The following is a 25,406-nucleotide window of genomic DNA, read 5'->3' on the forward strand; positions in this document are numbered from 1 at the left end:
CGGCCCATGATGGCCGGATTTCTCAAATCCTATATATGCTCAATTTGAGTATATATAGGGCGTAACGGAGGCGACAATGGCGCTTGCTGGAATCTACGGACCCGACGATTTCGGTCAGCCGATGCATGGCCGCCAGGCACCGCTTGCCCGCAGGCCAGTGAGCGCCCAGGAGCGCGCTCGCGCGCTGCCGATGCCGTCTTTGGAATGGACCCCCGAGGTCGAGCGCGCCACCGCGCATCTGTATGAGCGGGTCAAGAAGGTGATCACCCCGATCGAGTGGCCGCTGATGGCGCCCTACATCAAGGCGATCAACGAGCTCAAGCGCGAGCGCGACGCCGTGATCCTGGCGCACAACTACCAGACCCCGGAGATCTTCCATTGCGTCGCCGACATCGTCGGCGACTCGCTGCAGCTCGCGATCGAGGCCACCAAGGTCAAGGCCGGCACCATCGTCCAATGCGGCGTGCACTTCATGGCCGAGACGTCGAAGATCCTCAACCCGGCCAAGACCGTGCTGATTCCGGATTCGCGCGCGGGTTGCTCGCTGGCCTCCAGCGTCACCGGCGCCGATGTGCGGCTGCTGCGCGAGCGCTTCCCCGGCGTGCCGGTGGTGGCCTATGTCAACACCACCGCCGACGTGAAGGCGGAGGTTGATATCTGCTGCACCTCGTCGAACGCCGTGCATGTGGTCGAGAGCCTGAACGCCGAGACCGTGATCTTTCTGCCGGATCAATATCTGGCGAAGTATGTCGCATCCCAGACCAAGGTGAAGATCATCGCCTGGAAGGGCGCCTGCGAGGTGCATGAGCGCTTCACCGGCGACGAATTGCGGCTGTACCGCGAGGCCGACCCGATGGTGAAGATCATCGCGCATCCGGAATGCCCGCCCGACGTGCTGGCCGAGGCCGATTTCACCGGCTCGACCGCGCACATGATCGACTGGGTGCGCACCAACAATCCGGCGCGGGTGGTGATGGTCACCGAATGCTCGATGGCCGACAACGTCCAGGCCGAGCTGCCCGACCTCGAGATCGCGCGGCCGTGCAATCTGTGCCCGCACATGAAGCGGATCACGCTGCCGAAGATTCTCGACAGCCTGGTCTATCTGCGTGAGGAAGTGACGATCGATCCGTCGATCATCGACCAGGCGCGCCGCTCGGTGGAGCGGATGATCAATCTGAAGAATTGAGCCGGCACGCGCCGGCGCAATGTCGCCCTCGTGGCGTCGTGATAGGCCGATCACATCCGCCCGCGGCCGGACCCGCGACAGCTTGCGCTGCCGCAACCCGATGAGAACTGGACTGCATCATGCGTAGCACGCTGCCAGCAGACGCGATTGAACGGACCAACGACGTGGTCATTGTCGGCGGCGGGCTCGCCGGCCTGTTCTGCGCGCTGAAACTGGCGCCGCGGCGCGTGACCGTGGTCTCGGTCGCGCCGCTCGGCGAGGGCGCCTCGACGGCCTGGGCGCAAGGCGGCATCGCCGCCGCCGTCGCCGAGGGCGACAGCGCCGAATCCCACGCCGCCGATACCATCGCGGTCGGCGCCGGGCTGGTCGACGAGGCCGTGGCACTCGGGCTGGCGCGCGAAGCCGGGGCGCGGATTCACGATCTGCTGGACTATGGCGTGCCGTTCGACCGCGACCTCGAAGGCCGGCTCGCAGTGTCGCGGGAGGCGGCGCATTCGGCGCGGCGCATCGTCCATGTCCGCGGCGACATGGCGGGCCAGGCGATCATCACCGCGCTGATCGCGGCGGTGCGCAACACGCCGTCGATCCGGGTGATCGAGGGCTACGCCGCCGAGGCGCTGCTGACCGATGGCGGCGCGGTAGTGGGTGTGCAATTGCGCCAGGCCGGCGATGGCGCGGCCGAGCCGATCACCATGATGGCGCGCGCGGTGGTGCTGGCGACCGGCGGCATCGGCCACCTCTATGCGGTGACCACCAATCCGGCCGAGGCCTGCGGACAGGGAATGGCGATGGCGGCGCGCGCCGGCGCGCTGATCGCCGATTCGGAATTCGTGCAGTTTCATCCCACCGCCATCATGGTCGGGCGCGACCCAGCGCCGCTCGCCACCGAGGCGCTGCGCGGCGAAGGCGCGGTGCTGATCAACAGCAAAAATGAGCGCTTCATGCTGGCGCTCAACCCGCTGGCCGAGCTGGCGCCGCGCGACATCGTCGCCCGCGGCGTGTTCGCCGAAATCGCCGCCGGGCGCGGCGCGTTTCTCGACGCCACCACCGCGCTAGGCACGCATTTCAAGGACGAGTTTCCGACGGTCTATGAGAGCTGCATCTCGGCCGGGATCGATCCGGCGACGCAGCCGATCCCGATCGCGCCCGCGGCGCATTATCATATGGGCGGCATCGCGGTCGACACCCACGGCCGCAGCTCGCTGCGCGGGCTGTGGGCGGCCGGCGAAGTGTCCTGCACCGGCGCCCATGGCGCCAACAGGCTGGCTTCCAATTCACTGCTGGAGGCGGTGGTTTACGCGGCGCGGATCGCCGAGGATATCGGCGCAACCGATCTTGGCAGCCATGCCGGGCAGTTCGACCCGGTGCCGGCGGTCCGCAACGCACCGCTCGACATTGCCCAGCAGATCCGACTGCGTCGGATGATGAGCGCCAATGTCGGCGTGATCCGTGACGCCACCGGCCTCGCCGAGGCGGTGCGTTGCTTTGCCGAATTGGAAGCTGGCGCCAGCAGCAACGCCATGCTCAACATGGCGACCACTGCGCTGTTGGTCGCCACCGCCGCATGGTCGCGCCTGGAAAGTCGCGGCGCGCATTTCCGATCGGACTACCCGTCCGAAAATCCGGCGCTGGCGCGGCGCACCATGACCACCCTGGCAGGGGCCCGCGATATCGCGGCGTCGCTGCCGGACAACACCTCCATCCGCCAGACGACGCGCGCCGACGCGGGTCCGATCCTGGCCTGACCGGAATCACATCATGCCGATTATCTCCTCGCTGCTGCACCCCGATGCCTTTCTGTCGCCCTACGCGATCGAGGACGCCGTGCACCGCGCGCTCGACGAGGATCTCGGCCGCGCCGGCGACGTCACCTCGGTCGCCACCATTCCGGAGGCGGCCCAGGCCCGCGCCACGATGGTCGCGCGCCAGACCGGCGTGATCGCCGGGCTGCCTTTGGCGGTTGCGACCTTCGCCCGGCTGTCGCCCGACATCCACATCAACGCCCATGTTCGCGACGGCGAAGCGGTCGCGGCCGGCATTCATCTGCTGACGATGTCCGGCCCTGCCCGCGCCGTGCTGGCCGGCGAGCGCACCGCGCTGAATTTCGTCGGCCGGCTGAGCGGCGTCGCCACGCTGACGGCGAATTATGTCCGCCACACCGGCGGCACCAAGATGCGGATCTGCTGCACCCGCAAGACCACGCCGGGGCTGCGCGCGCTGGAGAAATACGCGGTGCGCTGCGGCGGCGGCTTCAACCATCGCTTCGGCCTCGACGACGCCATCCTGATCAAGGACAACCACATCGCGGTCGCCGGCGGGGTACGCCCGGTGCTGGAGCGGGCGCGGGGGGTGGTCGGCCATCTGGTCAAGGTCGAGATCGAAGTCGACACGCTGGAGCAGTTGAAGGAGGTGCTCGACACCGGGCTTGCCGACGTCGTGCTGCTCGACAACATGGACATCGCCACGCTGAAGCAGGCGGTGACGCTCGCGGCCGGCCGCGTCATCCTGGAAGTCTCCGGCGGGGTGACGCAGGATTCGATCGCCGCGATCGCCGCGACCGGCGTCGACTACGCCTCCGCCGGCGCGCTGACGCATTCGGCGCCGAATTTCGACGTGGCACTCGATATCGACGCCTAAGCGGCAGGCTTCGCGGGCGCGACAAATTGACGTTCGTCAGGGCGCGCCACGCATCAACCGAGGCTGATTAATCTAGTTCTTCGAGCTCGACATCTCGGCCGAGCTCTGCGCCGCCGCGGCCAGTTTCTTGGAGAACGCCGCGGTCTCTGCCGCCGAGCCCCAGCTCGGCGCGTCGCTGCCATCGCCCCAATTGCGCGGGCGATAGAAGGTGTGGACGCCGAACTTGTACATCTTCTTCATCTCGTTGACCCAGGACGGCCGCACCCAATAGGCATGGTAGTGCGTCGACTTGGCCACTTCCGGCAGCCACAGATGGCCGTCGAGCATCGCCCTGGCGATTTTCTTGGCGCGGTCCCACATGTCGGGCTCGCGCACCACATCGGCGACATCGTCGCAGGCGAAGGTGAACTGGCAGGCCAGATGGCGGTGCTTGTTCTGATACACCACGCCGCAGACGGTGGTGGGATAGAAGCCCGAAAAGGCGCGGTTCAACACCACTTGCGCGACCGCGATCTGGCCGCGCACCTTCTCGCCGCGGGCCTCGAAATAGATCGCCTCGGCCAGGCACTTCTCCTGCTTGGCGCGCTTGCTGGAGCCGACCAGGCCGAGCCGCTCGGCCGGGCTCTTGACGTGCTGATCGTCGGCGTTGACCTTGCCCTTGCTGGCGACGCTCTCGCCCGGAATCTGCGGGTCGACCGCCGCCAGCGGCAGCGACGCCGTCACCTTCATGTCCGGATCGGCCGCGGCCGGCAACACGATCACCGGCTCTGCACCGGGCTGCCAGCTTTCCAGCGACTCGCCCGGCAAGCCGAGCGTCGAGGTGCCGAAGAACAGGCTCGCCGTCTTGACCGAGAACGGATCGGACTGCGGCACCGACTCGGCCACGACTTCGTCGGGCTGAACGTTGCCGTCGTGCAGCGGATCAGTCTCCATCGACAGCGAGACGTCGTATTGCGACAGCGGCGCTTCCTTCATCGCAGCCGCCAATTCGGCATCCAGCACCGCGCCGTCGTCCGGCGCGCGCTCGGCGGTCTTGGCGCCCTGGACGTTGGGTGTCGCGGAATCCTCGACCGAATCGGGGGGGCCCGCCGGTGCTGGCGTCGTGATCGCCAGGCGATCACCCTTCATGCTGCGGTCGACGGTGGGGAAATCCGCGGCCTGGTAGCGCGGCGGCGGCCGCAGCAGCGGGTTGCGCGTCACCGAGCCGGTGATGTCGGCATCCTGATTGTCGAGACGGGCCAGCCGATAGGCGGTGCTGCGCGGCGATGCGGTTCCAATCGGACGGCCGAAGGAGAAGGTCGCGACCTGGATGGTGCTGAACGACGACGCGAACATCCGCTTCTGCCAGCGCTCGGCAACGCCGGGCTGACGCGCCAGCAGCGACGCGATGTCCTGATATCCCACTTCGGTCGGCATCCCTGCGAAGACGCAGAGACCAAGGCCGAAGGACACAATCCGCGCGCCCTTCGGCCGGTTACGCATTACTGACATGGATACGCTCACGCAACGCTACACTGTTCGAGCCATCCTCAGTTCCGGACAATTCGAACCTTCCTGTTATTATCCAATTAAAGTTGCCGGCGCGTTAATCGGCGATGCGCCGGGGACACATGCAAGCGCTCGCTCGCAAATCGCGATGCGTTCGCATGGCTTGGTGAATCGCCCCTTCAGCAAAGTGGTAAACATTGCGTCAACGCGGATGCTGAACAACATCTTGCTTGGCATTCGCAACCGGCTTTGTGCCGCGCAGTCCGGCCCCCTTGGTCAGCGCGTAGATCGCTGGAATCACGATCAGGGTCAGCAGCGTCGAGGACACCATGCCGCCGATCATCGGCACCGCGATCCGCTGCATGATTTCCGAGCCGGTGCCGGTGCTCCACATGATCGGCAAAAGCCCCGCCATGATCGCCACCACGGTCATCATCTTCGGCCGCACCCGTTCCACCGCGCCGGTCATCGTGGCGTCGGCGATGTCCTGCCGGGTCAAGGGCACGCCCTGCGCAGCGCGCGTCGCGGTGATCTCCGCCAAGGCCTGGTTGAGATAGATCAGCATCACCACGCCGGTCTCGGCGGCAACGCCGGACAGCGCGATGAAGCCGACCACCACCGCCACCGACAGGTTGAAGCCGAGCGCCCACATCAGCCAGATTCCGCCGACCAGCGCGAAGGGCAGCGACGCCATCACGATCAACGTATCGCCGATCGAACGGAAGTTGAGATAGAGCAACAGGAAGATGATGATGAGCGTCACCGGCACCACGATCCTGAGCCGTGACGCGGCACGTTCGAGATATTCGTACTGCCCGCTCCACACCACGTAGTAGCCTGAGGGAAACGCGACGCCCGCCTTGACCGCCTGCTGGGCATCGGCGACGTAGCCGCCCATGTCGCGGTCGCGGATATCGACATAGATGTAAGTGGCGAGCTGGCCGTTCTCGGTGCGGATCGAGCCCGGGCCGCGGCTCGGGGTGATGCTGGCGATTTCGCCGAGCGGCACCGCGCCGCCATTCGGCATCGCCACCAGCACGTCGTTGGCGATCTCCTGCGGGCTCGAGCGCAGATTGCGCGGATAGCGCATGTTGACGGAAAAGCGCTGCCGGCCTTCGACCGTGGTGGTCACGGTCTGGCCGCCGAGCGCGGTGGCGATGACGTCCTGGACATCCTGGATCGCGATGCCGTAGCGCGACAGCGCCGCGCGATCCGGCACGATGTCGAGATAATAGCCGCCGAGCGCGCGCTCGGCATAGGCCGACGAGGTGCCGGGCACGGCCTTCAACACTTTTTCGATCTGCTTGGCGAGCTTGTCGAGTTCGACCAGATCGGTGCCGATCACCTTGACGCCGACCGGGGTGCGAATTCCGGTCGACAGCATGTCGATCCGCGATTTGATCGGCATGGTCCAGGCGTTGGAGACGCCGGGAAATTGCAGCGCGCGGTCCATCTCGGCGGTCAGGCTGTCGATGGTGACGCCTGGACGCCACTGTTCTTTCGGCTTCAGATTGATGATGGTTTCGAACATCTCCATCGGCGCCGGATCGGTGGCGGTCGAAGCGCGGCCGGCCTTGCCATAGACCGAAGCGACCTCCTGGAACGAGCGGATGATCTTGTCCTGGGTCTGCAGCAATTCAGCCGCCTTGGTGACCGACAGGCCGGGCAACGTGGTCGGCATATAGAGCAGCGTGCCTTCGTCGAGGCTCGGCATGAATTCGGTGCCGAGCTGCCGCGCCGGCCACACCGTGACGCCCAGCACCGCGATCGCCAGGACGATCACCGGCACCTTGGCCTTCATCACCGCCCGGATCGCCGGGCGATAGATCCAGATCAGAAAACGGTTCACCGGATTCTTGTGTTCGGGAACGATCCGCCCGCGCACGCACAGCACCATCAGGGCCGGCACCAGCGTCACCGACAGCAAGGCCGCCGCCGCCATCGAGAAGGTCTTGGTGAAGGCCAGCGGGCTGAACAGCCGCCCCTCTTGGGATTCCAAAGTGAAGATCGGCATGAACGACACCGTGATGATCAGCAGGCTGAAGAACAGCGCCGGGCCGACCTCGGCGGCGGCCTCGATCAGCACCTCGACCCGCGATTTGCCGGGCGGCGCCCGCTCCAGATGCTTGTGGGCGTTCTCGATCATCACGATGGCGGCGTCGATCATCGCGCCGATCGCGATCGCGATGCCGCCGAGGCTCATGATGTTGGCGCCGAGGCCCAAGAGCTTCATGGCGGCGAAGGCCATCAGGATGCCGACCGGCAGCATGATGATCGCCACCAGCGCGCTGCGCACATGCAAGAGAAACACGATACAGACCAGCGCCACCACCACGCTCTCCTCGAGCAGCGTGTGCTTGAGCGTGGCAATGGCGGCATTGATCAGATTGGAGCGGTCATAGACCGCGACGATGTCGAGCGATTTCGGCAGGCTGGAAGCGATCTCCTTGAAGCGCTGCTTGACGTTGTCGATGACGTCGAGCGCGTTGACGCCGAAGCGTTGCAGCACGATGCCGCTCGCCACCTCGCCCTCGCCGTTGAGTTCGGTGATGCCGCGCCGCTGATCGGGGCCGAGTTCGATGCGGGCGACGTCGCGCAACAGCACCGGGGTCCCGCCGCTGCTCTTCAGCACCACATCGCCGAGATCGTCGACGCCTTTCAGATAGCCCTTGCCGCGGATCATATATTCGAACTCGGACAGTTCGATGGTGCGGCCGCCGACATCGGCATTGCTGGCGCGGATCGCGTCGCGCACCTTCTGCATCGGAATGCCGAGGTCGCGCAGCCGTTGCGGATCGAGCACCACATTGTATTGCCGCACGAAGCCGCCAACGCTGGCGATCTCGGCGACGCCGCCGGCCTTGGCGAGCGCGAATTTCAGATTCCAGTCCTGGATCGTCCTGGTCTCGGCGAGGTTCAGCTCTTTCGACACCAGCGCATATTGATAGACCCAGCCGACGCCGGTGGCGTCCGGTCCGATGGTCGGCGCCACCCCGGCCGGCAGCCGCGAGGCGGCGCCGTTGAGGAATTCCAGTACCCGCGATCGCGCCCAATAGATGTCGGTGCCGTCCTCGAAGATCACATAGATGAACGACACGCCGAAGAACGAGAAGCCGCGCACCACCTTGGATTTCGGCACCGTCAGCATCGCGGTGGTCAACGGATAGGTGATCTGATCCTCGATCACCTGCGGGGCCTGGCCGGCATAATCGGTGGTGATGATCACCTGGGTATCGGACAGATCCGGGATGGCGTCGAGCGGCAGATGCAGCAGCGCGTAGAATCCGGCGGCGGCGGCGAAGCCGGCGCCGAACAGCACCAACAGCAAATTGCGGGCCGACCAGGCAATGAGACGGGCGATCATGGCGTCGTTCCTGTGTCGGTAAAGCCCTTCAGGGCGGCATTCAGATTGCTTTCGGCGTCGATCAGGAAGGTGGCGGCGGTCACCACCGCCTCGCCGTCGGTGACGCCCTCGCGCAGCTCGACATAACCGCCGCCGCGATGGCCGGTCTTGACGTCGCGCGGCGCGTAGCGCCCGGCGCCGAGCTCGACCAGCACCACCTTGCGGTCGCCGGAATCCAGCACCGCACTTTCCGGCACGGTGAGCACCGGCTGCGGATCACCGGTGTCGATCTCGGCATCGACATACATGTCCGGCAGCAGCGCGAAATCCGGATTCGCCAAGGCGACCCGGATCCGCGCGGTGCGGGTGTCGCGGTTGAACTGCGGATAGATCACCGCGACTTTGCCGGTGAAGTCGCGCCCCGGAAATCCGCGCGCGTGCACCCTTACGCTCTGCCCGATCGCCAGCGCGCCGAGGTCGCGCTCGGCGACGTCGATCAGCGCCCACACCACCGAGATATCGGCAACCCGGAACAGCACATCGCCGGGCTGCGCGCGCATGCCCTCGATGGCGTTGCGCTCCAGCACGATGCCGTCGCGCGGCGCCGTCCATTGCAGCACGGTCGGCACCGGACCGCCGTTCTCCATCGCGGCGATCGCCGCCTCGGGGACGTCGAGATTGACCAGTCGCTGGCGCGAGCCGCGGCCGTAGAACGGGACCCCGCCGGTGACCTTCGACTGGATGGTGGAGACATATTCGGCCGCCGCCGACGCCACCGTCGGCGAATAGACCTGCATCAACGGCTCGCCCTTGCTGACCCGGCTGCCGGTGGTGACGTCGGCGACGCTCTGGATGAAGCTTTCCGAGCGCATCGCGATCACCGAGACCCGGCGCTCGTCGAGCTGGATGCTGCCCGGCGCGCGGACCTTGGTGACGAGCACACGCATCGCGGCGGGTTCGGATTGCACGCCGCTGCGCTGGATCTTCTGCGGCGACAGCGTCACCGAGCCGTCGTCATGATCCTCGCCCTCATAGACCGGGATGTAATTCATCCCCATCGAGTCCTTCTTCGGCACCGGCGAGGTATCGGCCAGCCCCATCGGATTGCGATAGAATTTGATTTTTCGCGCGCCGTCGGTTGCGACCGGCGCGGCCGGCTCCGGGGCTGGCTCGGCGTCGGCGAAGTTGAGATCGGCAGAGGCCGGCACCGGACGAAACGCGCGGCCGTCGGCGGTCGCCTTCGGGGTCAGCGAATAGACCGGCTTGCCGTCGGGGTCCTGGTAATAGATCGGCTCGTCGCTGGTCTGCGCCGCGGCCGGCGTCACCAGCGCGGCGACCACATCGCGCCCATGCCAAACACGTCCGGCGCCACCGAACACGGCACCACTCGCCGCCGCTATCACAGCGGCGGCGGTGGCGCAGGCCAAGCTTGCGCGGCTCATTTCTTCGCCGTGATGACGAGCTTGGTTTCGACCGACCCGGTCTCGCTTTGCACCTTGGCGCCGAGCGACAGCGTCCAGTGGCCTTCCATGCCGAACACCGCCTTGAAGCGGTAGCTGCCCGGCTCGCCGCCCGGCTCGCGGACGATCTTGGTCGCCATTTCGGGCATGCCGTCCGCGCCCATGTCGAGCCGGGTCGCAAAGATCACCGCATCCGGCACCGGCTTGCCGGTGGCCTTATTGATCAGCTGAACGGTGACGATCCTGTCCTTGCCGACCGAGACGGTCGGCTCAGCGAGGCGGAATTCGTAGTCCTTGATATCGGCGCGCGAGAGGGTGGTGGTGCCGAGCAACGCAACGGCGACGAGCGCGGCCTGGACGGCGCGCGGGAGCTGGATCTTCATGGGACATAACCTTCGAATCGATGGGTCTTGCCGCAAAGCGGCATGCGTCGAGACGCGCGATCAGATCGCGCGACAGCAGAGACGGCGCGACAGCGCCGCTCAGACCAGGATTCGAGGTGGATGATCGGGGGGTGAATGGTCCAGGCCGTCAGGCCAGAAATCATTGCGGGAGGTGGCGACGCGGTCTGAGCCGACCCGCAGCAGCAGCGCAACGGCCGTCGGCATTCCGGGGAGGAAGGTCGCCCCGCACCCCGTCATCGACAGGCAGCGGTCGCAATCCCGCGACGTCGGCGCCTTCGAGGGACAGGACGGCACGGCGATCTCGGCGGTCGCCATCTCGGCCATCGTCATGTCGTCCATCGCATGGCCGGCCATCTCGTCGCCGTCCGACGCATGTCCGGCCATCGCCGCACCCGATGCCATGCCGGCCATCGCGGGCCGGGACAGCGGCGCCAGCACGAGGCCCGCGATCATCAAGATCGCGAACAGCTGGCGTATGGCAAGTGTGCATGTCACCGTACCGGCATCGCATATCTAAACCGCGATGGAAAGCTCGGGATCATTCCGCATGGCACCCGAGACTTTTCCGCAATTCACACGAAAATGCCCCGGACGAACCGGGGCATTTCCGAAGATTTCCGAAGTCACACGGAATTGAGACTTACGCCTGACTTGAGATCGCCTTGCCGAGCGCGGCCTGGGCCGCGGCCAACCGGGCGATCGGCACCCGGTAGGGCGAGCACGACACGTAGTCCAGCCCGACCTCGTGGCAGAACGCCACAGAGGCGGGATCGCCGCCATGTTCGCCGCAGATCCCGACCTTGAGGTTCGGGCGGGTCTCACGGCCGCGCGCCACCCCGATCTTCACCAATTCGCCGACGCCGTCGCGATCGATGCTGATGAAGGGATCGACCGTCAGGATGCCGCGGGCGATGTAGGTGCCGAGGAAGCTTGCGGCATCGTCGCGGCTGATGCCGTAAGTGGTCTGGGTGAGATCATTGGTGCCGAACGAAAAGAACTCGGCGGTCTCGGCGATCCCGCCGGCCATCAGGCAGGCCCGCGGCAGCTCGATCATGGTGCCGACGCTGTAGCTGAGCTTGGCGCCGGTCTCGCGCATCACCGCCTGCGCGGTGGCATCGATCCGCGCCTTGACCAGATCGAATTCCATCTTGGTGGCGATCAGCGGCACCATGACTTCGAGACCGACGGCGGCGCCGGTGCGTTTCTCGGCTTCGACCGCGGCTTCGAAAATGGCGCGGGCCTGCATCTCGCCGATTTCCGGATAGGCGATCGCCAGCCGGCAGCCGCGGAAGCCGAGCATCGGATTGAACTCGGCGAGTTCGCGGGCCCGGTCGGCGAGCAGCCGCGGATCGGTATTCATCGCGCGGGCGACTTCTTCGATCTCGGCCTGGCTGTGCGGCAGGAACTCATGCAGCGGCGGATCGAGCAGCCGTACCGTCACCGGCAGGCCCTTCATGATCTCGAACAGTTCGACGAAATCCGCGCGCTGCATCGGTAGCAGCTTGGCCAAGGCGGCGCGGCGCGACTGCTCGTCCTGCGACAGGATCATTTCGCGCACGGTGCGGATCCGGGTTTCTTCGAAGAACATGTGCTCGGTGCGGCACAGGCCGATGCCCTCGCCGCCGAACTTGATCGCGGTGCGGGCGTCGTCCGGGGTGTCGGCATTGACGCGGACGCCGAGCTTGCGGACCTGATCGGCCCAACCCATCAGGGTGTTGAACTCGCCCGACAGCGCCGGCTCGATCATCGGCATCCGCCCGGCCAGCACCTGGCCGAGCGCGCCATCGATGGTGATGATGTCGCCGGTCTTGAAGGTGCGATCGCCGACCGTCATGGTGCCGCGGCCGTAATCGACCCGCACCGAACCGCAGCCGGAGACGCAGGGCTTGCCCATGCCGCGCGCCACCACCGCGGCGTGCGAGGTCATGCCGCCGCGGGTGGTGAGAATGCCTTCAGCGGCGTGCATGCCGTGGATGTCTTCCGGGCTGGTCTCGATCCGGACCAGAATCACCTTGTGGCCGTCGGCCTGCAGCTTGGCGGCTTCGTCCGAAGAGAACACGATCTCGCCGGAGGCGGCGCCCGGCGAGGCCGGAAGCCCGGTCGCGATCACGTCGCGCTTGGCGTCGGGGTCGATGGTCGGATGCAGCAACTGATCGAGCGAGGCCGGATCGATCCGCAACACCGCGTCATTCTTGCTGATCACGCCCTCGGCGGCCAGTTCGACCGCAATCCGCAGCGCCGCCTTGGCGGTGCGCTTGCCGCCGCGGGTCTGCAGCATCCACAGCTTGCCCTGCTCGACGGTGAATTCCATGTCCTGCATGTCGCGGTAATGCTTCTCCAGCATCTTGTAGATCCGCGTCAGCTCCTTGTAGGCGGCCGGCATCGCCAGCTCCATCGACGGCTTGTCGGAGCCGGATTCCTGCCGGGCAATCTCGGTGATGTCCTGCGGGGTACGGATGCCGGCGACGACGTCTTCGCCCTGGGCGTTGATCAGGAATTCGCCATAGAGCCGGCTCTCGCCGGTCGAGGGATTACGGGTGAAGGCAACGCCGGTGGCCGAGGTCTCGCCCATATTGCCGAACACCATCGCCTGCACATTGACGGCGGTGCCCCAGGATTCCGGAATGTCGTGCAGCTTGCGATAGGTCACCGCGCGCGCGTTCATCCACGAGGAGAACACCGCGCCGACCGCGCCCCATAGCTGGGCGTGCGGGTCCTGCGGAAACTCCTCGCCGGTCTCGCGCATCAGCGCTTCCTTGTAGGCGCCAACCATCTCGACCCATTCGTCGCCGGTGAGATCGGTGTCGAGCGTGTAGCCCTTGCCGTCCTTGAAGGTGTCGAGAATTTCCTCGAAGTGGTGATGCTCAAAGCCCATCACGACGTCGGCATACATGGTGATGAAACGGCGATAGCTGTCATAGGCGAAGCGGCGGTCGCCGGATTTGGCGGCGAGCGCCTCGACGGTGACGTCGTTGAGGCCGAGATTGAGCACGGTATCCATCATGCCGGGCATCGAGGCGCGGCCGCCAGAGCGCACCGACACCAGCAGCGGATTCTTGGCGTCGCCAAAGCCCTTGCCGGTCAGCTTGCCGACATGGGCCAGCGCCTTCTCGACCTGGGTCTTCAACTCTTTCGGATAGGTCTTCTCATTGGCGTAGAAATAGGTGCAGACCGAGGTCGGAATGGTGAAGCCGGGGGGCACCGGCAGGCCGAGATTGGCCATCTCGGCGAGGTTGGCGCCCTTGCCGCCGAGCAGATCGCGCATCGCGGCTTTGCCCTCGGCCTTGCCGTCGCCGAACGTATAGACCCACTGGCCGGGCCTGCCGGCGTTGACCGGCTTGGTCGCCGCGCGCTGGGCCGGCTTGGTGCTCGGTTTGGCGGCGAATTTCTTCGCGGTCTTGACGCTGGTCTTCACTGCGGCCTTCGGAGCCGGCTTTTTCACAGCCTTCTTGGCAACCGCGGGGGCCGCCTTGGAAGCGCTCTTGACCAATGTCTTTCGGGCGCCGCCGGGACCGGAACCCTTGCCCCGCGGGGGCACGGAAGGCTTTGATTTTGCGACGTTTTTCTTGGTCTTCGAAGCGGCTTTGGCCATGGCTTTCAACAGTCCACAAGAGGAAAAAGTGTGGTCGCCATACACCACGTTTTGGCGACCACACGCAAGCCGACTTGCCGTCCTTGCCAACTAAAGGTGCAGGAATCGAAGCGCGCCGAGACCGATTAATCCGATGCAAATCAAATAGATCGCGACCACGAGATTGAGCAGCCGCGGCATCACCAGAATCAGGATTCCGGCGATCAAAGCGACAATGGCCGGGATGTGGGCGCTCGTAATGGTCATTGGGATGTCTCCAAAAGGGGAACGATTGAGCGAGCCGCGCCGGCCATGCCGATGTCGAATCGCAACACGGTTTTAGCCGCCCGCCGGGGGCCAGCATAGCAACAGTCGATGACGCCGCGCCGGCCGGCTCGGTTCCATCGCGATCCCGGGCTTTTCGACGAAAACACCCGATCACGACGATTCCGCGGAACATAATGGCGGCTCGCGCATTGACCGATCGATTTCAACACCGCACTTCGCCGGATCGTTCAGGTGATCGGCAACATCGCCCGAACGAGGCTCAGGCGCAGCAATGCGGCCGAGCCAGGAGAGCCCCGCCCCGTTCCCCCGCAGGACGGGGCTTTTCTCTGTCCGCGGCCGGCTGTTAGGCGTTCAGCATCGACAGCAGCGATTTGGTGGTTTTGTAGCTTTGCACCGCATTGTCGCGGAATGACGGGGTCCAGTTCGAAGCCTGGCGCTCCTCGTCGCTCATCGCCGAATAGGCGTTGAGGATGCCGAGGCTGAGCTGGGTCGGATCGCCGCTGCTCTGGCTCTGGTTCAGCGCGGTCAGGATGCTGGCGCGGTTGCGCGCATTCAGCTCCTGCTTGGCGGCGAAGCTTTCCTGCGGCGAGAACAATTGATCCTTGTTGAGCGAGATCGCCGAGAGCGCGCGATTGTCGATCGCCGTCAAATCGGCGAGCTGGCCGGTCTTGCGGCCGGCATCGAACACCAGCTCCTTGCCGGCCGCCGCGGCAGCTTTGGACTGGGCATCGAGCGCGGCGCGGGCCGTCTTGGCGACGCTGGAGAAATCCTGCGTCTGAGCAACGACGCCGGCGGAATCCTGCGCCAGATAGGTCGCGACCGGATCATTGGCGATGCCGGAGGGCGCCTTGGCCGGATCCTGCTGGGTGGCCTGCACGCCCTTTGCCACCGCGGCGCGCTGCGCGGTCCATAGGGCGGAGGCCTTTTCCTCGCTGCTGGCGCCGTCGAGATAGGTCAGCGCGGCCTTGTAGATGCCGCTAAAATCCCCGGTCAGTTTCGCGGTCGCGGTGGCGGGCGCCAAAGCGTCGTTGAACCGCTGGCCGAGTTCGGCCGCGGCCACGCTTTGTTCGTCGGCGGTGAATTTGCCGGCATTGTTGGTGGCGACCGCGAACAGCGCGCGGCGATCCAGCGACGACAGATCGACGCTCGGCTTGCCGTCGGCGCCGAGCGGGCCCGAGACCTTGGCGGCGGCATAAAGCCCGTCGAGCGCGCTACGCGCCTGCGCGGTGACGGTGGTGAAATCCGGCTGCGTGGCGGTGCCGGCAAGCTGCGCGCGGGCCGCATCCGACAGCGTCAGATTGGTCGCCGCGTTGGCATTGCCCTCGCCCGCCGACAGCACATTGGCCAGCGACGGCTGCGTCGCCGCGGCGCGGGCATAGGCCGAGCCATATTGCGCGTAAGCGTTGAGATTGCTGCCGATCGAAGTCATCGGATACCGCCTGCTGTGCAAGCAACGATTAAGAATCCGTTACCGGCCCCGACCTTTTCAGGTCGTGGTTAACGCGGCGTAAATATTTCCGGATGTGTCGATATATTTCGGGTGGCGAGGCGCCCTCGGCGTCATGCGCGGGCGCGACCGGCGTCACACCATCGCCCGGTCATTCCGGGGCGTGAGCAGCGACAGCTGCGAGCGAACCCGGAATCTCGCGGCTTGGTCGCTGCGGGTGCGCAAGACGTGCGCGCGGCGAGATTCCGGGTTCGCTCGGCCTGCGGCCTCGCGCCCCGGAATGACGAACCCTGGCGCGACCTAATCCTGGATCTTGGAAAAATCCGCCACCGCGCGCGTCGCGGCGCGGATCTCGTTGAGCAGCTTCAGGCGGTTTTCGCGCACGGCTTTGTCGTCGTCATTGACCTTCACCTTGTCGAAGAACGCATCGACCGACGGCCGCAGTCTGGCCAAAGCAGACATCGCCGCGGCGAAGTCCTCCTTGGCGACCGCTGCTGTCGCGTCCGTCTTGGCCCGATCGATCGCGGCGGCCAGCGCCTTTTCCTCGTCGGAGCCATAGAGCGACGCGTCGGGCGCGCCGTCATATGTCCGCGCGTCCTTCTTTTCCTCGATCCGCAAAATATTCGCCGCGCGCTTGACGCCGGCCAGCAGATTCTTGCCGTCGTCGGTGGCCAGGAACGCGGCCAGCGCCTCGACGCGACGCACCACCATCAACAGGTCGTCCTGACCGCCCAGCGAAAATACCGCATCGACGAGATCGTGCCGCGCGCCCTGCTCGCGGAGTTGGGCTTTTAAGCGGTCGGCGAAGAAGGAGAGGAGACTACTAGGCAAGCCGCGATCGAAGGGAATATCCCTCGGATTGCTCAACTTTCCCTCTCGATCAACGTCGAATGCGGTCGTGTTTCCGTGAACAGCTTCGTGGATCCATTCTTGTGCAAGAGTAATGATCGGCGAGAGGCCGACACGCATCGCGTTGTCAGCAACGAGCCTGATCACCCCCAGCGCTGCACGTCGCAATGCATAAGGATCCTTGCTCCCCGTCGGCTTTTCGTCGATCGCCCAGAACCCGACCAGCGTATCGATCTTGTCGGCCAGCGCCACCGCGATGCTCACCGGATCGGTCGGCACCCGGTCGGCGGGGCCTTGCGGCTTGTAGTGCTCCTCGCTGGCGGCGGCGACGCTTGCGTCTTCGCCTTGCGCCAGCGCGTAGTACTTGCCCATCAGGCCCTGCAGCTCGGGGAATTCGCCGACCACTTCGGTCAACAGATCCGCCTTGCACAGCAGCGCGGCGCGCTTGGTCTTTTCGACATCGGCGCCGACCAGTGGCGCGATCTCGGCGGCGAGGCGCACGATCCGTTTGATGCGCTCGCCCTGGCTGCCGAGCTTTTCGTGAAACACGATATTGTCGAATTTCGCCAGCCGGTCTTCCAGACTGGTTTTCAGATCGGTCTCGTAGAAGAATTTCGCATCGGAGAGCCGCGCGCGGATCACCCGCTCATTTCCGGCGGTGATCGCCGCGCCGCCGTCGCTGGCCTCGATATTGGCGGTGAGGATGAATTTGTTGGCGAGCTTATCTTCACCTCTCCCCTGTGGGGAGAGGTCGGCACGCAGTGCCGGGTGAGGGGGATTCGCCTCGGGAGCGGGCTGAGCCCCCTCACCCGCCGCGCTGGCGCGCGGCGACCTCTCCCCGGCGGGGAGAGGTGAAGGCTGCCGCACCACGAAGCACTTCTGATTGGTGCGGATGGTGGCGCGGATCACTTCGCCGGGGATCGACAGGAAGGCCGGATCGAACGAGCCCATCAGCGCCACCGGCCATTCGACCAGGCCGGAGACTTCGTCGAGCAAGGCCTGGTCCTCGACCAGTTCGAAATTCTGCGCCTGCGCCAAAGTGCGCGCGTCGGCCAGGATGATATCGCGGCGACGCTGCGGGTCGAGCACCACCTTGGCGTCGAACAATTTGGCCTCGTAATCGGCGAAGCGGCGCACGCTGATCGGCGCCGGCGCCATGAAGCGATGGCCGTAGGTGGTCTGGCCCGAATTAATGCCGTTGAGTTCGAACGGCACCAGCTCGGGCTCCTCGGTATCGATGCCGAAAGTCGCGGTGATCGCATGCAGCGGCCGCACCCATTGCAGCGCGCCGGATCGCGCCGAGCGCGCGCCCCAGCGCATCGATTTCGGCCACGGAAAGGTGCGGATGATCAGCGGAATGATCTCGGCCAGCACGTCGAGCGTCGGCCGGCCGGGCTTTTCGATCAGCGCGATGTAGAAATCGCCCTTCTTGGGGTCGCGCTGGATCTTGGCTTCGTCGAGCGAGGCGAGCCCAGTGGCCTTGAGAAAGCCGGCGATCGCGGCATCCGGGCCGCCGACGCGCGGACCCTTGCGTTCTTCTTTCAGGTCCGATTGCCGCGCCGGAATGCCGTGCACCGTGAGCGCCAGCCGCCGCGGCGTCGCAAACGCCTTGGCGCCGTCATAGACCAGCCCCTCGGCGACCAATTTGTCGGTCACCATCCGCCGCAGATCCTCGGCCGCCTTGGCCTGCATCCGCGCCGGGATTTCCTCGGAGAACAATTCGAGCAGAAGATCGGGCATTAGTGCTTCTCCCCACGCGGGGCTTCACCCTCCCCTGGAGGGGGAGGGTCGCCTGCCGCAGGCAGGCGGGGTGGGGTGACAGCGATCATGGTGTGGATCGCGTCCAACACGGCGTCGGTCTTGCTCATCACGTCATTGTTCCAAAATCGTATCACTCGAAAACCTTCCGACTCGAGCCAGCGGGTCCGGACCTCGTCGCGTTGCAGCCCCTCATCCTCGCCGTGTTGCGAACCGTCGACCTCGACGATCAGTTTTTCGGCAAGGCAGGCGAAATCGGCGATGTAGGGACCGATCACCACCTGTCGCCTGAAGTGACTTCCCCTCACATCGAGCCGTCGCAAATGCCGCCAGAGGATTTGCTCGGCGGCGGTCGCATCGGCGCGTAGCCTGTTTGCACTCTGGCGTTTGAAGTCGCTGATCGACCGCTTGGCCATATTACTACCGCTGTCACCCCACCCCGATGCGAGCTACGCTCGCATCGACCCTCCCCCTCCAGGGGAGGGTGAATCGCGGCGTCGCCTGACCACAACGCACCGCAGCCACCCCACCCCGCTCGCTGCTAAGTCGCCGCCCCACCCGCCTCGGTGTGCAGCCAGGCTTCGCCGCAGGCTTTGGCGAGGTCGCGGACGCGGCCGATATAGCTTTGGCGTTCGGTCACCGAGATCACGCCTCTCGCGTCGAGCAGGTTGAAGACGTGGCTGGCCTTGATGCACTGGTCATAGGCCGGCAGCGCCATCAGATGCGCCTCGCGCTTGCCGTCTTTCCAGCCGGCGTCGAGATATTTCTTGCAGGCCTCTTCCGCCATGACGAATTGCTTGAACAGCATGTCGGCGTCGGAATGTTCGAAATTGTGCCGGGAATATTCCTTCTCGGTCTGCAGGAAGACGTCGCCATAGGTGACTTTTTCGTCGCCCTCGCGGCCGTTGAAGTTGAGGTCGTAGACCCAGTCGACGCCCTGCACATACATCGCCAGCCGTTCCAGGCCGTAGGTCAGTTCGCCCGCCACCGGCGCGCATTCGACGCCGGCGACCTGCTGGAAATAAGTGAATTGCGACACTTCCATGCCGTCGCACCAGCATTCCCAGCCGAGCCCCCAGGCGCCCAGCGTCGGGCTCTCCCAATCGTCCTCGACGAAGCGCACGTCGTGCAGCGCGGTGTCGACGCCGATCGCGGCCAGCGATTTCAGATAGAGCTCCTGCAGATCCGGCGGCGACGGTTTGATGATCACCTGGAACTGGTAATAATGCTGCAGCCGGTTCGGGTTCTCGCCATAGCGGCCATCCTTGGGCCGGCGCGACGGCTGCACATAGGCGGCGCGCCACGGCCGGGGGCCGAGCGCGCGCAACGTGGTGGCCGGATGGAAGGTGCCGGCACCGACCTCCATGTCGTAGGGCTGCAGGATCACGCAGCCATAATCGGCCCAGAACCGCTGCAGCGTCAGGATCAGGCCCTGGAACGAGCGTTCCGGGCGCATATGGGCAGGCATTTGGTCCATGATCGGCTTTGAGATTCGTAAGGATGCAGGGCGCGCGGGACCGTATCGGCGCGCCACCGCGGAATCAAGGCAATGTCCGCACCGGCTTCCGGCCGCGCTAACGCAAAATTAACCATAGCGGCGAGCGAGCTGGGAACCATCGGCGGGGATGGGCATTGAATAGACATCGGCGCAACGGCCTGTGGGCCGCCGCCAAACAGAAGACCTCCAGGCTTGCTTGCCGGCTTTACGGGTGGTGCCTCGCCCCGAAGCCGGCGCAAGTGTGTCTGCTGCGCCTCCCGCGCCTTTCAGATCTGCGGCTGATGTATCCGGCGACGGATTAGCCCGGCCGATAGGCGCCGGTGATCGGATCCTGCCGCAACGTCGGCATCTCGGTCCGGCTTTTCGCCTCGGCGAGGATCGCGCTTCGCGCCTCATCCAACTCCTGATTGATCCTGTGGGCGGTCCGAAACGCCCAGCGAATCACGGCTATGCCTCCAAGGGCGCCAGCGAGTGCAATCAGCGGCGGCATCGATCGATCCTTATCTCTCACGTCCCCGTCCCCATCTTCGCGCAAGCCGGGGGCCGCCGCAATCGGATCCGGCGAGGCGAATTGGCGCGGGCGCCACCTTTCAAAAGCCGTATTTGGCCCAGATCGCGCGGGCTTCGAGCGCCGACACCAGGGCGTCCGGAAGCCCGGAGACGCCGTCCATGGCGCTCACGCCGGCGCCGGATTTGCGGCCGAGCAAGCCCGCCAGCATGCCCGACGGTTGCGCGATCACCGGGGTCCGCACCTTGTCGCCGAACCGCGCCCGCAATACCGAGCGCAGCTCGCCGATCTCGTCGGCCAGCCCCATCTCCACCGAGGTCTTGCCGGCCCAGTATTCACCGGAAAACAACACGTCCTCATTCGCCTTCAGCCGGGCGCCGCGGCTGTCCTTGACCAGCGAGATGAACAGCGCGTGGATTTCCCGCTGCAGCGCCTTGATCCGCGCCACATCGGCCGGATCTTCCGGCAGGAACGGATCGAGCTGCGCTTTGTGCTCGCCCGCGATATAAAGCCGCCGCTCGACGCCGATCTTCTTCAACAGCTCGGGGAAGCCGAAAGTGCCGCCGACCACGCCGATCGACCCCAGGATCGACGACGGATCGCAATAGATCTCGTCGGCGGCGCAGGCCAGCATGTAGCCGCCGGAGGCCGCGACGTCCTCGACAAAGGCGAGCACCGGCAGCTTCTTCTCGGCGGCGAGCTGGCGAATCCGCAGATAGATCAGCCGCGACTGCACCGGCGAGCCGCCCGGCGAATTGATCGCCAGCGCCACCGCCTTGGCGTTGCGGGTGGCAAATGCCCGCTCCAGCAGCCGCGCAACGCCGGCCAGCGACATGCCGGGCCGCAGCGGCGTCACCGCCCCGATCACGCCGGACAGCCGCACCACCGGGACTACCGGAACACCGGGCCGCCACTTCTGCGGGATGAACCTCACCAGCCCATCCAGCAGGCCCGGCGCGGTTCGATCGTCAGCGGTCTGCTCGCTCATGGCGTTACCCTCACATTAACCATTTTTTTCTACCCAATATTTGCCAAACCGTTGGAACGAGGCGACCTCGAGTTCATATAGGTATGGGCCGCATTTGGCGCAGTGGAGAGCACCATGAAAATCTACCTGCTGATGCTGCTGATCGCCGCAATCCTGACCGCGGTGCATTTCACCTCGGAATCGAAACCCGAATCCGAGACCCAGCCGCGCTAATCGGCGGCCCTATCTCGGCTCTGACGTGACGCCGGACTCCGCGCGACGTTCCACCTCGCCGGCGCGCCTACAGCAACGCCAGCGGTAGCAGCTGTCGCCCATCGAGCACCGCCTGGGCCGCCGCGGTCGGCCTTCCCGCCGCATCGTTCAACATCAACCCCGGATGCAGCGTCAGTGGCGCGCGCCCGCCCTTGACCGCCCGGACGAGGATCCGGATCGCCGGCCGCTCGGCTTTGCCATGCACGGGCAGCACCGCGACGCTGCCGAAGCCGTGCTCCAGCTCCGCCAGCACCTCGCCGAGATTATCCGCGCGCCAGATCAAGGTCAGGCCGCCGCCCGATTTCAGCACCCGGCGCGCCGCATGGACCCAGGATCGCAGGGTTGTCGCGCTCGCCACATGGGCAATTTGCCGCGCCTCGTCGGGCGAAGCGCGATGACGCGCGGCATCGTGAAATGGCGGGTTCATCAGCACCGCGTCGGCGCTGTCAGGGAGAAGCCGGACGGCCGCGAAGGCATCGGCGCTGGCCGCGACATCCAGCACGCAGATCTGCGCCGGCAAATCGTTCAATTCGGCATTGGCGCGCGCCAGCTCTGCCAGTACCGGATCGATCTCGGCCAGCACCAGGTCGATGGTGTTGACGCGCATAGCCAAAGCAAGGCCCGCGGCGCCGACGCCGGCGCCGAATTCGACCACGCGATCGCCGGGCCGCGCCACTGTCGCGGCCGCCAGCAGCATCGCATCATGACCGGCGCGATGGCCGGTTTTCGGTTGCCGCAACCGCAGCCGCCCGCCGAGAAACCCGTTCTCGGTGAGGTCGGCCGAATCACTCATGGGCACGCAGTTCCTTGCTCAGCCCCGCGTCAGTCAAAACCTGACAGGCCGCGCGGTGATCGTCGTCATGCACCAGAATACGACGTGGAATCACGCCGACCGAGCCTTCGAGAATGCTCATATTCTGGTCCAGCACCAGATGGTCGATATCGGCGCCATCGAGCAATGCACCGATCGCCGATACCAGCACCACGTCGTTGGTCCGCACCAGTTCCCGCACGCTTGCTTCTCCCTTGATCCCTGCATTATAGCTGCCGCTCGATCGAGCGCGGTCCGAAAGCCGCATCTCGTTACACGGTCGTTCTGATGTTATAGTGTGAGCTTCGACGAACGGGGCGAATTGGCCGGGCGATCGTGGCCCGAATGCCCGTTTATCGCCCCGGCTTTGGAATCAGAGCAGTTTCATGCGAGCCGCTATCTTCTCGCCTGTAATGCTCCCGGAATGTGGAGACCCAGCGTGGCCGTTATCGTACCCTTCGAGGGCCCTTCGACTGCCTCGATAGATCAATTGGTCGAACTTGTCGCGGCGGATATGGACCGCGTCAACGCAACGATCTTGTCGCGGACCGGCTCGGAAGTCACGATGATACCCGAGGTCGCCAACCATCTGATTTCCTCGGGCGGCAAGCGGCTGCGGCCGATGCTGACGCTGGCGATGGCCAACCTCACCGGCTATTCGGGCGACGGCCACATCAAGCTCGCCGCCTCGGTCGAGTTCATGCACACCGCCACGCTGCTGCATGACGACGTCGTCGACGAGAGTGAATTGCGCCGCGGCAAGCTGTCGGCGCGGATGCTGTGGGGCAACGAGGCCAGCGTGCTGGTCGGCGATTTCCTGCTCGGCCAGGCGTTCCGGATGATGGTCGAGGTCGGCAATCTGCGCGCGCTCGATATTCTGTCCACCGCCGCCGCCACCATCGCCGAAGGCGAAGTGATGCAGCTCGCCGCCGCCAAGAACACCGCCACCACCGAGGACGAATATCTCGCGGTGATCCGCGGCAAGACCGCCGAATTGTTCGCTGCCGCCTGCGAAGTCGGCCCGGTAATCGCCGGCCGGCCGAAGCCGGAACAAACCGCCTGCCGCTCGGTCGGGATGAATCTCGGCATCGCCTTTCAGCTGGTCGACGACGTGCTCGATTATGGCGGCAAGGCCGCCAAGCTCGGCAAGAATGTCGGCGACGATTTCCGCGAGGGCAAGATCACGCTGCCGGTGGTGCTGGCATTCCGCCGCGGCAACGACGCCGAGCGCGGCTTCTGGGTCCGCGCGCTGGAGCGCGGCGAGATCGCCGAGAACGATCTCGACCAGGCGATCGGCCTGATGCAGAAGCATCGGGCGCTGGAGGACACCATCCAGCGCGCCCAGCATTATGGCGCGATGGCGGTCGATGCGCTGGCGCTGTTTCCCTCGTCACCGATGAAGAGCGCGCTCGAACAGGTGGTGGCGTTCTGCCTGGCGCGGTCGCATTGAGCCGCGCGACGGTCGCCGCTGCCGGAGACCGTCGCTGATTCCGGTCGTAAGTTAGCGACGGCCGACGCGATTGACCGGACCGCCACGATTGACGCCGTAACCAGCACGGCCGACGCCAGCGCGCCCATAACCGACGCCGGCGCGACCATAGCCGACACGTCCGACGCCGACCGGACCGCCAAGGCGGGCGACCGGCGCAACGCCGAGCCGGGCAACCGGACGAGCAACGCAGCCGCGGGGGCCGCAAACCACGGCGGCATCGGCGGGCTTCACGTCAATCGCCACCATGCCCAGCACGGAGAGCGAGAGCGCGGCGAGGATCGTGCGCGGCGAACTGAGAATTCGAATCATGGCAAGCCTCCAAGGAATGAGCGTCGCAAGCCGACGCGGATTGACTGCGCGGACCAGCCGTCGATCGGATGCGACCGCGTCGCATTCGTTCTGCGCCTATGAAGAAGGCGATCCACTGACCGGGTATCTACTCGGCGAAGACCGCATCAGGTCCGCGCCTTGACCTCGTGAGAATGATTGGCAAATGTGACTAAAGCGCTCACGATTGCATCGACTTTGATACGATCGCCACTTCTCGCAACTGCGAGCCGTCTCAAGCCATTGCGGTCGCCGTTGAGGTCACGGCTTCGGTTTAGCCATCGCCGGAGCCACACCGGCGACCGGCGCGGTGACAATCTTCAGCGTTTGCAATTCCGCCGGCGTGAAGACGAACAATTTGTCCTTCGGCGTTTCCATGGCGTGGACCCAGACCTGCAGGTCGATTCCCATCTCGCCGAGATAGCGCTGGCAGCGCGCCGAGATTTGCTGCGCGGCGCTCATCTGGTCGCGCGGCGCGGTGCCGTCGGCCGAACGCAGCGCAAACACCTGATGCACGCCGACCGCCGCCTTGGCGCCGACGCGACGCTCCGTTCCGCCGAACAGCACCAGCGGGCAGGACGAGGCGCAATATTTGCCTGGCTCGACCTCGGTGGCGAGCCCCTTGTCGCGGATCAGCTTGCCCATCACCAGCGCATCGCCGACCGAGCCGCCCGGTGAATTCAGCACCACGGTCTTGACGTAGTCGCCGCGCCGCGCGAGCTCCGCCGCGAATGCCTCCGCGCTTCCCGGCGTGATGGTGCCGGTCGCCATCAATTTGCCGCCGCCGACCAATTCGAAGGTGATCGGCTTGGCCAGCGCACCATCGGGCCGCGGCAGCGGCGCCTGGCGACGGTCACCGCCGCCAGGCAGTAACGGTGCCAGGATCGCCGGCAGCTCGAAGCCTGGCGAGGGACTGCGCTCGGCCGGCGGCAGCCCGCTATCGGCCGGGGCGATCCAGCCATTGAGCGTGGCGAGATCGACCATCAGCACGGCAAAGGTCACGACCAGCACGGCGCGAAAAATCCAGCGGATCACCGACTCGTCGGGATTGCCCGACAGCCAGGCGTGAAAGCGCTGCTGCACCGAGGCCGACATC

21 protein-coding genes are annotated in these 25,406 nt (G+C 65.7%); 4 read left to right on the forward strand and 17 right to left on the reverse strand.

All coding sequences use genetic code 11. From position 1 onward, the window contains the following. Positions 1-76 precede the first annotated feature (76 nt). The 3 genes from nadA (at position 77) to nadC (ending at position 3,826) form a co-directional block, all read left to right on the forward strand. Positions 77-1,189, forward strand: a complete 1,113-nt coding sequence (nadA, locus tag RBJ75_RS16040; RefSeq protein ID WP_276156752.1) for a quinolinate synthase NadA — start codon at positions 77-79, stop codon at positions 1,187-1,189. Positions 1,190-1,308: 119 nt separating this feature from the next. Beyond that, a complete protein-coding gene (locus RBJ75_RS16045; protein ID WP_044415261.1) occupies positions 1,309-2,934 on the forward strand; it encodes an L-aspartate oxidase in 1,626 nt (541 codons plus the stop codon). A 13-nt stretch (positions 2,935-2,947) separates the two neighbouring features. Continuing rightward, positions 2,948-3,826 (forward strand): carboxylating nicotinate-nucleotide diphosphorylase, encoded by an 879-nt coding sequence (gene nadC / locus RBJ75_RS16050; protein ID WP_044415260.1) that lies wholly within the window; start codon positions 2,948-2,950, stop codon positions 3,824-3,826. Between the two features lie 72 nt (positions 3,827-3,898). Here the strand turns inward: nadC and RBJ75_RS16055 are convergent, their stop codons facing one another. The 15 genes from RBJ75_RS16055 to RBJ75_RS16125 form a co-directional block, all read right to left on the reverse strand. Further along, complete coding sequence (locus RBJ75_RS16055) at positions 3,899-5,317, reverse strand: cell wall hydrolase (protein WP_044415259.1); 1,419 nt, start codon at positions 5,315-5,317, stop codon at positions 3,899-3,901. 199 nt (positions 5,318-5,516) lie between these two features. Continuing rightward, the gene (locus tag RBJ75_RS16060; protein WP_317528499.1) at positions 5,517-8,678 is read right to left on the reverse strand and encodes a CusA/CzcA family heavy metal efflux RND transporter; all 3,162 of its coding nucleotides are present in this window, start codon (positions 8,676-8,678) and stop codon (positions 5,517-5,519) included. Further along, positions 8,675-10,099, reverse strand: a complete 1,425-nt coding sequence (locus tag RBJ75_RS16065; RefSeq protein WP_044404824.1) for an efflux RND transporter periplasmic adaptor subunit — start codon at positions 10,097-10,099, stop codon at positions 8,675-8,677. Before RBJ75_RS16065 ends, RBJ75_RS16060 begins: the two co-directional genes overlap by 4 nt. Further along, entirely contained in the window at positions 10,096-10,500 is a 405-nt protein-coding gene (locus tag RBJ75_RS16070; RefSeq protein ID WP_044404825.1) for a FixH family protein, read from the reverse strand. The genes RBJ75_RS16065 and RBJ75_RS16070 overlap by 4 nt, the downstream gene beginning before the upstream one ends. A 99-nt stretch (positions 10,501-10,599) precedes the next feature. Beyond that, entirely contained in the window at positions 10,600-10,974 is a 375-nt protein-coding gene (locus RBJ75_RS16075; RefSeq protein WP_044404826.1) for a hypothetical protein, read from the reverse strand. Positions 10,975-11,161: 187 nt separating this feature from the next. Next, positions 11,162-14,113 (reverse strand): pyruvate, phosphate dikinase, encoded by a 2,952-nt coding sequence (gene ppdK / locus RBJ75_RS16080; RefSeq protein WP_044404827.1) that lies wholly within the window; start codon positions 14,111-14,113, stop codon positions 11,162-11,164. A gap of 90 nt (positions 14,114-14,203) precedes the next feature. Continuing rightward, positions 14,204-14,359: a DUF3096 domain-containing protein gene (locus RBJ75_RS16085; protein ID WP_080900814.1), complete on the reverse strand. Its 156-nt coding sequence runs from the start codon at positions 14,357-14,359 to the stop codon at positions 14,204-14,206. A gap of 364 nt (positions 14,360-14,723) precedes the next feature. Beyond that, positions 14,724-15,809 carry a hypothetical protein gene (locus RBJ75_RS16090; RefSeq protein WP_044404828.1) on the reverse strand — a complete coding sequence of 362 codons (1,086 nt, stop codon included), beginning with the start codon at positions 15,807-15,809 and terminating at the stop codon, positions 14,724-14,726. Positions 15,810-16,127: 318 nt separating this feature from the next. Then, positions 16,128-18,416: a glycine--tRNA ligase subunit beta gene (gene glyS / locus RBJ75_RS16095; protein ID WP_317528500.1), complete on the reverse strand. Its 2,289-nt coding sequence runs from the start codon at positions 18,414-18,416 to the stop codon at positions 16,128-16,130. After that, complete coding sequence (locus RBJ75_RS16100; protein ID WP_317528501.1) at positions 18,416-18,850, reverse strand: endonuclease domain-containing protein; 435 nt, start codon at positions 18,848-18,850, stop codon at positions 18,416-18,418. Before RBJ75_RS16100 ends, glyS begins: the two co-directional genes overlap by 1 nt. A 125-nt stretch (positions 18,851-18,975) precedes the next feature. Further along, complete coding sequence (locus RBJ75_RS16105) at positions 18,976-19,911, reverse strand: glycine--tRNA ligase subunit alpha (protein WP_044412619.1); 936 nt, start codon at positions 19,909-19,911, stop codon at positions 18,976-18,978. A gap of 319 nt (positions 19,912-20,230) precedes the next feature. Next, positions 20,231-20,422, reverse strand: a complete 192-nt coding sequence (locus RBJ75_RS16110) for a hypothetical protein (protein ID WP_044412616.1) — start codon at positions 20,420-20,422, stop codon at positions 20,231-20,233. 100 nt (positions 20,423-20,522) lie between these two features. Further along, positions 20,523-21,428 (reverse strand): S49 family peptidase, encoded by a 906-nt coding sequence (locus RBJ75_RS16115; RefSeq protein WP_044412613.1) that lies wholly within the window; start codon positions 21,426-21,428, stop codon positions 20,523-20,525. 280 nt (positions 21,429-21,708) lie between these two features. After that, positions 21,709-22,473: a tRNA1(Val) (adenine(37)-N6)-methyltransferase gene (locus RBJ75_RS16120; protein WP_044412611.1), complete on the reverse strand. Its 765-nt coding sequence runs from the start codon at positions 22,471-22,473 to the stop codon at positions 21,709-21,711. Then, positions 22,466-22,693 carry a DUF2007 domain-containing protein gene (locus tag RBJ75_RS16125; RefSeq protein ID WP_044412608.1) on the reverse strand — a complete coding sequence of 76 codons (228 nt, stop codon included), beginning with the start codon at positions 22,691-22,693 and terminating at the stop codon, positions 22,466-22,468. Before RBJ75_RS16125 ends, RBJ75_RS16120 begins: the two co-directional genes overlap by 8 nt. Positions 22,694-22,930: 237 nt before the next feature. Here RBJ75_RS16125 and RBJ75_RS16130 point away from each other — a divergent pair, with 237 nt between their 5' ends. After that, the gene (locus RBJ75_RS16130; protein WP_044412605.1) at positions 22,931-23,941 is read left to right on the forward strand and encodes a polyprenyl synthetase family protein; all 1,011 of its coding nucleotides are present in this window, start codon (positions 22,931-22,933) and stop codon (positions 23,939-23,941) included. Between the two features lie 51 nt (positions 23,942-23,992). On the opposite strand, the gene RBJ75_RS16135 is transcribed toward RBJ75_RS16130, so the two are convergent. Both RBJ75_RS16135 and RBJ75_RS16140 read right to left on the reverse strand, forming a co-directional pair. Further along, entirely contained in the window at positions 23,993-24,292 is a 300-nt protein-coding gene (locus RBJ75_RS16135) for a hypothetical protein (protein WP_044412601.1), read from the reverse strand. 279 nt (positions 24,293-24,571) lie between these two features. Next, complete coding sequence (locus RBJ75_RS16140) at positions 24,572-25,405, reverse strand: hypothetical protein (RefSeq protein WP_044412598.1); 834 nt, start codon at positions 25,403-25,405, stop codon at positions 24,572-24,574. Position 25,406 lies beyond the last annotated feature (1 nt).

Origin of the sequence: Rhodopseudomonas sp. BAL398, from assembly GCF_033001325.1 — a bacterium.
GTDB lineage: Bacteria > Pseudomonadota > Alphaproteobacteria > Rhizobiales > Xanthobacteraceae > JARJEH01.